Annotated in this window: 8 protein-coding genes and 2 tRNA genes; 3 read left to right on the forward strand and 7 right to left on the reverse strand. The window is 35.7% G+C overall.

What is annotated here, in order from left to right; all coding sequences use genetic code 11:
- Positions 1 to 198: 198 nt before the first annotated feature.
- Positions 199 to 318 (reverse strand) — tRNA-OTHER (locus RT228_RS15535).
- A 32-nt stretch (positions 319 to 350) separates the two neighbouring features.
- Positions 351 to 1,445, reverse strand: a complete 1,095-nt coding sequence (locus RT228_RS15540; protein ID WP_006262037.1) for a slipin family protein — start codon at positions 1,443 to 1,445, stop codon at positions 351 to 353.
- A gap of 741 nt (positions 1,446 to 2,186) precedes the next feature.
- Here RT228_RS15540 and RT228_RS15545 point away from each other — a divergent pair.
- The 3 genes from RT228_RS15545 (at position 2,187) to RT228_RS15555 (ending at position 4,495) form a co-directional block, all read left to right on the forward strand.
- Positions 2,187 to 3,221, forward strand: coding sequence for a helix-turn-helix transcriptional regulator (locus RT228_RS15545; RefSeq protein WP_006262038.1), 1,035 nt, complete (start codon positions 2,187 to 2,189; stop codon positions 3,219 to 3,221).
- Positions 3,222 to 3,290: 69 nt separating this feature from the next.
- Positions 3,291 to 3,812, forward strand: coding sequence for a hypothetical protein (locus tag RT228_RS15550; protein ID WP_006262039.1), 522 nt, complete (start codon positions 3,291 to 3,293; stop codon positions 3,810 to 3,812).
- A 161-nt stretch (positions 3,813 to 3,973) separates the two neighbouring features.
- Positions 3,974 to 4,495, forward strand: a complete 522-nt coding sequence (locus RT228_RS15555) for a DUF2004 domain-containing protein (protein WP_006262040.1) — start codon at positions 3,974 to 3,976, stop codon at positions 4,493 to 4,495.
- A 92-nt stretch (positions 4,496 to 4,587) separates the two neighbouring features.
- Here RT228_RS15555 and RT228_RS15560 read toward each other — a convergent pair whose 3' ends face one another.
- The 5 genes from RT228_RS15560 to RT228_RS15580 all read right to left on the reverse strand — a co-directional run bounded on the left by RT228_RS15560 (position 4,588) and on the right by RT228_RS15580 (position 9,353).
- Positions 4,588 to 5,289: a diphthine--ammonia ligase gene (locus tag RT228_RS15560; RefSeq protein ID WP_006262041.1), complete on the reverse strand. Its 702-nt coding sequence runs from the start codon at positions 5,287 to 5,289 to the stop codon at positions 4,588 to 4,590.
- 84 nt (positions 5,290 to 5,373) lie between these two features.
- Positions 5,374 to 6,684: a dihydrolipoamide acetyltransferase family protein gene (locus RT228_RS15565; RefSeq protein ID WP_006262042.1), complete on the reverse strand. Its 1,311-nt coding sequence runs from the start codon at positions 6,682 to 6,684 to the stop codon at positions 5,374 to 5,376.
- A gap of 368 nt (positions 6,685 to 7,052) precedes the next feature.
- Complete coding sequence (gene typA / locus RT228_RS15570; RefSeq protein WP_006260349.1) at positions 7,053 to 8,852, reverse strand: translational GTPase TypA; 1,800 nt, start codon at positions 8,850 to 8,852, stop codon at positions 7,053 to 7,055.
- 137 nt (positions 8,853 to 8,989) lie between these two features.
- A complete protein-coding gene (rpsT, locus tag RT228_RS15575) occupies positions 8,990 to 9,241 on the reverse strand; it encodes a 30S ribosomal protein S20 (protein ID WP_006260350.1) in 252 nt (83 codons plus the stop codon).
- A 40-nt stretch (positions 9,242 to 9,281) separates the two neighbouring features.
- Positions 9,282 to 9,353: transfer RNA gene (locus tag RT228_RS15580), tRNA-Glu, on the reverse strand.
- Positions 9,354 to 9,443: the final 90 nt, after the last annotated feature.

Below are 9,443 nucleotides of genomic sequence, written 5' to 3' on the forward strand. Positions count from 1 at the left end.
TTAATCAGGTAAGGGCAGGTTTGATACAAGGGAAATGTTTAGAAGCAAAACCTACTTGACCTCAATTACTAATCTTTATTTTGAGCTTTTATTAGGTCGCTCTAACCTATCATTCTTTTGTTAAATCAGGTAAGGGTGGGCTTATTAGCTATCCAAAAGTGTAAAGAAGTAAAACCCACTTGACCTTGATTATTATTGTGAAACAGACAGGAATCGAACCTGCATCTTGGAGTCCCTCAGTGGAGTAAATCACACTTGACCTTTTGGTAATTGCATAATTACTATACTCCACGTTTTACCTAATTAAACTACTACCTCTTTACCATCCACTGTTAACAGTCAACCGTAAACTATCTTGAAAACACCTCTTTCAATTGTTTCAAGACATTACCGCCACCAGACAAGCTGATTTCTCCTACTTTATCAGCGATCTTTTCGATGTATTCCATTTCTTTTAATCGCATTAGCATTTCGTTCTCTTCCATCAACTTCGCTGTGTTTAACAAGCTACGTGTAGCAGCTGTCTCTTCTCTACGCGTGATCATATTTGCCTGAGCTTTTTTCTCGGCGATCAACACCTGATTCATGATCTCTCTGATATCCCCTGGTAAGATGATATCTTTGATACCACAGTTTTTTACTTCGATACCTAAAGATGCTATTTCTTCTTTCACCCCATTCAAGATTTCAGAAGACAAGTTCTCTTTGCTCTCCATCAATTCATCAAAAGACATTCTACCGACTTTCTCTCTTAACATCAATTGCACTACATTATACATCTGTTTCTCCACCTCCTTGTTGTCCACATAGGCATTCAACAAATCTTGTACTTGGTACACCAAATTGAAGTTGATACGCAACTGTACTTTGTCTTTCGTCAATATCTCTTGCCCATTCATATCCATCACTTGCTGACGTATATCGACAAGGATGATTTGTACCTTGATATCGTTTTTCCAATATCTGTATTCACCAGCATTCAAAATCTCTTGAAACTGTCCATCCACAAATAACAATCCTTTCTCATTAGCTCCTACCGTGTACATTCTCACGAAGTTTGACATATTGCCCTTTCCCATGATATTACGAGCGATAGCCTTGTTTACTTCTAATTCATCAGTCGTATATCGCTCAAAAGAGTACTCAGTCGCAGCCTTCCAGTAGATATGTCTACCAGCACCTAATGCTACGTTGAACACTTTATTTTTATACACCAACACCACCTCATTATCCATCACATCGATCACCTCTAACATTCCTCTCAACTCTGTGTTTAATAACAGAGCTTCTATATCTCTACGCATACCGAAGTACTCAGACATATTGTACTCCATCACTTCCTTCTCACCCCATAACCAATACTGACCAGCAGTATATACTCTCTGTAATTCTCCTTGTTTAAACACTAAGGCAACGTGATTTGTTTTTACTTGTAACTTTTTCATAGCTGTATATTTTTAATATTTTATGTCTTTATCATAAAGAACAGTCTAAATAGGTTTCACTTATCTCAGGCGGAAAAAGAAGTAAACTGTACAATAGAATAGCTTGTGTATAGTCCTGAATGCCTCACTGAGCAAGTCATCCACCCTATATCATCCCTTATCCCTCTTCTACAGCATAGCTTGTTTTTACAGGCTTTGATACGTTGTCTTGTATTCTCTTAGTCTAAGACTGTAAGAAGAAAAGACAGAAACACTATTTGACTGAACCTTTTTACATGGAGAGGATTTTTAATGAAGTTCCTCTTCTTCTCCCAAAATTGCTTAAAAGGCAATTGTTCTGATCTACCAACTGATCTATACTACCCCTAAGGTAATAGTAGGATTCGAACCTACGCCCCGAACATTCTTTACTAAACCACTAGTCACTTACTCTCGTAAGCTTGAGGAATCGAACCTCTTTATTCTACAGAGTACAAACAGGATAAGGTAAACTACTGCCCCTTACTTCTGCGCTATACCGAAACGCTTCCAAGGTTTGTATCTTTCGAACAGTACAAAGATGCATACCTACCTACGCAATCCAATTGTGCACATTAAAATATTCTTAAAATATTTTACTATCCATTAAATATCAACTAATTACAATTAAAAATATTTTACAAAAAAGATAACTACGCAATTACATTGCGTATATAAAGAGAAGAATAAGTATATTTGATTAAGAAAAATAACATAAAACGCATGGCAACGAACAAATTAGCACTATTGCGCTACCGAATTATTGATGAATGTCTACGAAACAGATTCAGAAAATGGACACTGAACGACCTCATCGAGAAGGTAGCTGATGCCTTATACGAATACGAAGGCATAGACACTGGTATAAGTAAGCGTACCATACAGCTCGACATACAAGCGATGCGCAGTGATAGTCTAGGATATAATGCTCCTATCATCGTAGTAGATAGAAAATACTATACCTATGAGGATGCTAACTACAGCATCAAAAACTCTCCTATCAACGATGCAGATACAGAAAAGCTAAAAGAGGTAGTCGCTATCCTAAAACACCTCAACGGATTCAGTCAGATAGATGAGATGAGTGAAGTCATTGCGAAGTTAGATAACAGCCTGCTTACCCGCAGTACTAAAGCGCCCAACTATATACAGATGGAGGGCAATAGTTTGCTAAAGGGAATTAAATTTATCAGTCCTTTATATGATGCCATTAAGAATAAACAAACCCTACTAATAGAATACAAATCTTTCAAGTCTAAGGAAGCTACTAAGAATATCTACTATCCATACTTATTAAAAGAGTATCGCAACAGGTGGTTTGTAGTCGTGCGCAGTAGTAGCCATAAACATTTACTGACATTGGCACTTGACCGTATCATCAATGTATATGCCTTAGCAAACGAACCTTATAAAGAATATAAAGGAGTAGACTTTGACCGATATTACAACGATACCCTTGGGGTAACTAAAACGGAGCAAGACCGAGCGCAGAAGGTTATCCTCTGGGTGAATGCCTATAATGTTCCTTACGTAAAGACCAAACCACTACACCACTCTCAGCAAGTGTTAGAGGAAGATGAGACAGGTATGAAGATACGTATAGATGTAGTACTCAACTTCGAACTCGAAAGAGAAATACTCGGCTTCGGTGAAACGTTGAAAGTAATCGCACCTAAAATACTACAAAAACGAATTATGAAGCGAGTGATGAAAATGAACGAGCAGTATGTACCAACAAATGAGAAAGAAGAAATATAAAGCTATGTTGTACTTCCTAAAATAAGTACCTTCGTTTTTTATTTTACAATATACCAAACCCCATACCTAATGGACAAACAACAAATAGAAGAAATATTCAATATGACTTTTGCAGGGTTAGCCCTATTCTATCGCGACTGTGAACTAAGTCAAGAGTTAATCGATAAATACCATATTGGGCAGATTATACAAGAACGCGGTTTCACAGATGCTACTTATAAAGGAGGCGGACTTACTACGAACTTGCGTTACCTTATCGCCTCTGCTCATGCTAAAGATGTAGCAGCTCTTGTACCTCAGATGGAAGAATATGGATTAGTAATGATACAGTCAGGTGCTTACTTTAAAGTATTGGATATTCACACTATTGATAACAAAACACAAATTGTATTACTGCATATTGCTGAAGAAACCAAAGAGTTCTTTGCAACTAACTCTTCTAATATAGAAGAGCAGATTGTACAGAAAGCAAGAGAAGGATTTGAACTTAAACTACACACTCAACCTATCCCTTGCTTACAAACAGAAGAATGGATAGACAGAACAGCTCTTCCTATGGGAATGAGTGATACAGGAGAATTCTTTATATAATAATTCTCTTATTAAAATATACTGAGAGCTTAGGTAATTCATATTATCTAGGCTTTTTACTTTAATACTCATTCATTTCAAAAAATAATAATCGCAAATGATTATGAATCACTCACATAAAATCATGTAACTTTGTATTCTCAAAAAAGAAAGCACTTCCTATGACCAAAAGAATATTATTGTTTATAATTATTATAGGTTCAATATTAGGTATTTTCTTATTTATACATCATAATAACACCTCTCCTGATCATTCTTATTTTAAAAGAATAGTAGTCCAACAAGATACAATAAACATCAATATTGACTTTAATAGGATTCAACTCAATGAAGAAGATTTTATAGAAGCTATCCCTACATTTAACAATAGAAACAAAGAATATCTACAACAAGATTATAATTCTGACACAAGTCTTGTACAAGAATACATCACCTTTCATTTAGAAGAATTACAGAGAGAAGAGCTAGCGTCATTGGGGATAAATAACCTATCCAAAGAAGACAATACTATCTTATATCAAAAACTCAAACTAGTTCATATTTGGTTGTATCCAGTAGATGAGCTAAACAAGAAGTATTATTTAGTATTTGACTACAGTATTGGTAAAGAATACGCAGATGCCGTAATTGGGATAAGAACAGACTTACAGGGTCATTTGATAGATATTAATTGGGAAAGTTAAATCCTTATATTAATGCTCTAATAAATACCACTATTTACTAAATTCAATAGAAGCTTAGAAGCCTCATCTCTACCATACAAGAATAAACAGAGTTACAAAATATCTAAAAACCAAAAGCCATAGTGTAATATTTCCTTTTGATGACATTGTTTAGGGGCATCATAGGTCTTATAGACCATCTCACCTACTTCAAAAGGAACAGGCTTTTTAAACATTGGCCCGTCATAGACAAAGGTATGAAACTCGCCATTCTCTCCACAAGGATCAACTCCATCAGGCAAATCTTCTATAAACTGCTTATCTATCGTACGTCCAACAAAGCTTTTGTCGAGATATTGCTCATTGACACAAACGACAATTGTTTTCAAACCACAGTCTACCATTTCGTGAATTAATGCTGTTGTATCTCTATTCCACAGTGGAAATACGCCTGTGATTCCTAACCTTGCTAGCTGTGCCTCTCTAAACGTTTTTAAGTCTTCTAAGAGAATATCTCCATAAATACTATCCAATATACCTACACGCTTATACTGTTCCAATTGAGTCATTATAATAGCTTCATACTCTTGTAGAGAGAGCTTTTCATGAAGGTGTACTATATCTAAAGAGATTCCTATGCACTCTGCTTGTCGTGTTAATACTTCTTCTCTTATCCCATGCATAGATACCCGCCCGAAATGTTCATTGACAGTCGTCATTAGACGCATTACTTCTAACTCATTACTTTGTTGTATCTGATATAAGGCATAAGCAGCATCCTTCCCACTACTCCAGTTTAAAAAAGCACTCTTCATTCTTTTGTTGTTTTTGGTCCAAACAAGATATAAAAAAAACGGTCTCACTACTGTGAAACCGTTCTATATTTATTTTATCAAGAATTATATCTCTCTATTAGGATCGAATGCTTCTAATATTTGAGCCACTCTCTGTACGAACTGTCCTCCTAATGCTCCATCTACTACTCTATGGTCATAGCTGTGAGATAAGAACATCTTCTGACGGATACCGATAAAGTCTCCTTCTGGAGTTTCGATAACAGCAGGTACTTTACGGATAGCTCCTAATGCAAGGATACCTACCTCAGGTTGGTTGATAATTGGCGTACCAAATACACTTCCAAAAGTACCAACGTTAGTTACTGTATATGTACTACCTTGAGTATCGTCTGGTTTTAATTTACCAGCTTTAGCACGATTACCTAAGTCATTAACCGCTTTAGCCATACCTACTAAGTTTAACTGATCAGCATTTTTAATTACTGGTACAATTAAGTTTCCGTTTGGTAATGCAGCAGCCATACCTAAGTTAATATTTTTCTTCTTAATGATATAATCACCTTCTACAGAGATATTCATTCCAGGGAAGTCTTTTAATGCCTTCGCTACAGCCTCCATAAAGATAGGTGTGAACGTAAGTTTCTCTCCTTCTCTCTTTTCGAATGAATTCTTCACTTTATTTCTCCAGTTCACGATATTCGTCACATCTACTTCGATGAATGACTGTACGTGAGCAGAAGTCTGTACAGACTTCACCATATATCCTGAGATCAGCTTACGCATACGGTCCATCTCTACGATTTCGTCAGCACCGTTTACAGATACTGGAGCTGCTTTAGAAGCAGTTTGAGCTGCTGGAGCAGGAGTAGCCTTTGGCGCTTCTACTTTTACAGCTGCAGTTTGAGGTTGGTTTCCTCTATTTTTAATATAATCTAAGATATCATTCTTAGTTACTCTTCCATCTTTACCAGTACCCGCTATTGCTTCTAATTCAGCTACAGATACCCCTTCTTCCTTAGCTATATTTTTAACTAATGGAGAAAAGAACTTATCAGAGTCTGAAAAATCAACAGGCGTAGCTACTGTATCTTGTGCTACTGCTACAGTCTCCGCTACAGCTTTTGCCTCTGCAGGTGCACTGCTTGCTGCAGGAGCTGATGCAGGAACATCACCTTCTGTTTCTATGATTGCGATTGTTTGTCCTACTTGAACAACATCATCTACTTGGAATAAAATCTCTACTAAAGTTCCTTCAACCTCTGATGGAACTTCACTATCAACTTTGTCTGTAGCAATTTCTAATACTGTTTCATCAGCGTCAATATGATCCCCTACATTCTTCAACCAGTTTGTAATTGTTGCCTCTGCAACACTCTCTCCCATTTTGGGTAATTTCAATTCGAACTTTGCCATATTTATAACCTAAGGTTGTGTTTTCTTATACAAATTACAAATTTAATAATATTTCAGACTTTTTACAGCCATTTATAAAATTATCATTCTATCAAAAACTATACTTCTCTATCCTTATTTCTCTCATTACATCTATTTAAATAATCCATTTTTACATATTTTCTTTTGAATTTTATTCCAAACTACGCAATTCATTTTTTTAAATAAAAATGTCGTATTAAGTCAAAAAAGCTCTTCTCATAAGGATACTTCGTGAAATATACAAAAAAACAAAGCACCAAAAACTTTCTTCAATATTAAAACTTTGCAAAATAAAAAAGCCGACCATTTCTGGTCGGCTTTAGCTTTATATAAAATAATATCTATTATTATTTGATAGTATTACGTTTACGATCTGTCTCTTTTAAGAAGATTTTTCTTAAACGTAATGACTTAGGAGTCACCTCAACGTATTCATCTTTTTGGATGTACTCTAATGCTTCCTCTAATGAGAATTTGATAGCTGGAACAATTCTAGCTTTATCATCAGCACCTGAAGAACGTACGTTAGATAGTTTTTTCGTTTTAGTAACGTTAACAGTCATATCATCACTACGTGTATTCTCACCGATTACCTGTCCTTCATAGATATCCTCGTTAGGATCAACGAAGAATTTACCACGGTCTTGTAACTTATCGATAGAATAAGGAATAGCCTTACCATTCTCCATAGAAATTAATGAACCATTGTTACGTCCAGCGATTTCTCCTTTGTATGGTTGGTATTCTAAGAAACGGTGTGACATAATAGCCTCACCAGCAGTAGCTGTTAATAACTGGTTTCTTAAACCGATAATACCTCTAGAAGGGATTAAGAATTTAATAATCATACGATCACCTTTAGGCTCCATACTTAACATCTCACCTTTTTTCAAAGTAACATATTCTACAGCACGTCCAGATAAGTTCTCAGGAATATCAATAGTTAATTCTTCTATCGGCTCACATTTAACACCATCAACTTCTTTGATGATTACCTGTGGTTGTCCGATTTGTAATTCGTATCCTTCACGACGCATTGTCTCGATCAATACAGATAAGTGCAATACACCACGTCCGAATACCATAAATTTATCAGCACTATCCGTTTCGTTTACACGTAGAGCTAAGTTTTTCTCTAACTCTTTAGCTAAACGATCTTTGATGTGTCTAGATGTAACGTATTTACCTTCTTTACCGAAGAATGGAGAGTCATTAATAGTAAATAACATACTCATTGTTGGCTCATCGATAGTGATAGTTGGTAATGCTTCTGGGTTTTCGAAGTCAGCGATTACGTCACCGATTTCAAATCCTTCGATACCTACTACAGCACAGATATCACCTGCGTGTACTTCAGATACTTTTTTACGTCCTAATCCTTCAAAAGTATGAACCTCTTTAATTTTAGATTTAACAGTTTTACCGTCTCTCTTAATTAAAGAAACATTCATTCCCTCTTTTAAAATACCTCTATGTAAACGACCAATAGCAATACGTCCTGTAAATGTAGAGTAATCTAAAGATGTGATTAACATCTGAGGAGTACCTTCATTCATTTTAGCAGCTGGAATATGCTCTAAAACCATATCTAATAATGGCTCGAAAGAGTCTGTTGGTTTTTTCCAATCGTCAGACATCCAGTTGTTTTTAGCAGAACCATATACAGCTGGGAAATCCATCTGCCATTCTTCTGCTCCAAGTTCAAACATTAAGTCAAACACTTTCTCGTGTACTTCCTCTGGAGTACAGTTTTCTTTGTCTACTTTGTTAACAACCACACATGGTTTTAAACCTAAACTAATCGCCTTTTGAAGTACGAAACGAGTTTGAGGCATTGGTCCCTCAAAAGCATCTACAATCAAAAGAACACCATCAGCCATATTTAAAACACGTTCTACCTCTCCTCCGAAATCCGCGTGACCTGGAGTATCGATAATGTTAATTTTTGTTCCTTTATAGCTTACCGAAACGTTCTTAGAAGTAATAGTAATACCTCTTTCTCTTTCGATATCTTCGTTGTCTAAAATCAACTCTCCTGATGTTTCATTCTCACGAAATAATTGACAGTGGTGTAAAATTTTATCAACCATAGTAGTTTTACCGTGGTCAACGTGTGCTATAATAGCAATATTCCTAATTGGTGTCATATAGGGATTTTAAAATTAGAATTTCTTTCTCGCTGCAAATATATTCATTTAAAAATGAATAGTATCAACAAAAAAAGCTCTCAGTATTGAGAGCTTGATATTTTTTACTTACAAACCAAATCGTTGTCTCTATAATACTATAAAGCAGCAACGTGTTTTGTTAATTTTGATTTCAAGTTAGAAGCTTTGTTGTCATGAATGATATTTTTCTTAGCTAATTTATCAATCATAGAAACAACTACAGGTAATTTAGCAGCAGCATCTTTTTGATCTTCGATCAAACGTAAAGCTTTGATAGCATTACGAGTTGTTTTGTGCTGATATCTGTTTAATACTCTTTTCTTTTCGTTACTTCTAATTCTTTTTAAAGCTGACTTATGATTTGCCATTTCTTAAATATTTTATTAAGTCTATACTATTTTTCTCTTGTAGTCCGTAGGGGAATCGAACCCCTGTTACCAGGATGAAAACCTGGCGTCCTAACCCCTAGACGAACGGACCAATAATTATTTATATATTTTTTAGTCAAAGAACTTTTGTAGTCCGTAGGGGAATCGAACCCCTGTTACCAGGATGAAAACCTGGCGTCCT

The organism is Myroides sp. (genome assembly GCF_032073645.1).
In the GTDB taxonomy this organism is placed as follows: domain Bacteria; phylum Bacteroidota; class Bacteroidia; order Flavobacteriales; family Flavobacteriaceae; genus Flavobacterium; species Flavobacterium odoratimimum.

Excerpts from the sequence above, each read along its gene's own strand:
- RT228_RS15560 (WP_006262041.1), bottom strand. The coding sequence starts at position 5,289 with ATGAAGAGTGCTTTTTTAAACTGGAGTAGTGGGAAGGATGCTGCTTAT.
- typA (WP_006260349.1), bottom strand. The coding sequence starts at position 8,852 with ATGACACCAATTAGGAATATTGCTATTATAGCACACGTTGACCACGGT.
- rpsT (WP_006260350.1), bottom strand. The coding sequence starts at position 9,241 with ATGGCAAATCATAAGTCAGCTTTAAAAAGAATTAGAAGTAACGAAAAG.
- RT228_RS15540 (WP_006262037.1), bottom strand. The coding sequence starts at position 1,445 with ATGAAAAAGTTACAAGTAAAAACAAATCACGTTGCCTTAGTGTTTAAA.
- RT228_RS15550 (WP_006262039.1), top strand. The coding sequence starts at position 3,291 with ATGGACAAACAACAAATAGAAGAAATATTCAATATGACTTTTGCAGGG.
- RT228_RS15565 (WP_006262042.1), bottom strand. The coding sequence starts at position 6,684 with ATGGCAAAGTTCGAATTGAAATTACCCAAAATGGGAGAGAGTGTTGCA.
- RT228_RS15545 (WP_006262038.1), top strand. The coding sequence starts at position 2,187 with ATGGCAACGAACAAATTAGCACTATTGCGCTACCGAATTATTGATGAA.
- RT228_RS15555 (WP_006262040.1), top strand. The coding sequence starts at position 3,974 with ATGACCAAAAGAATATTATTGTTTATAATTATTATAGGTTCAATATTA.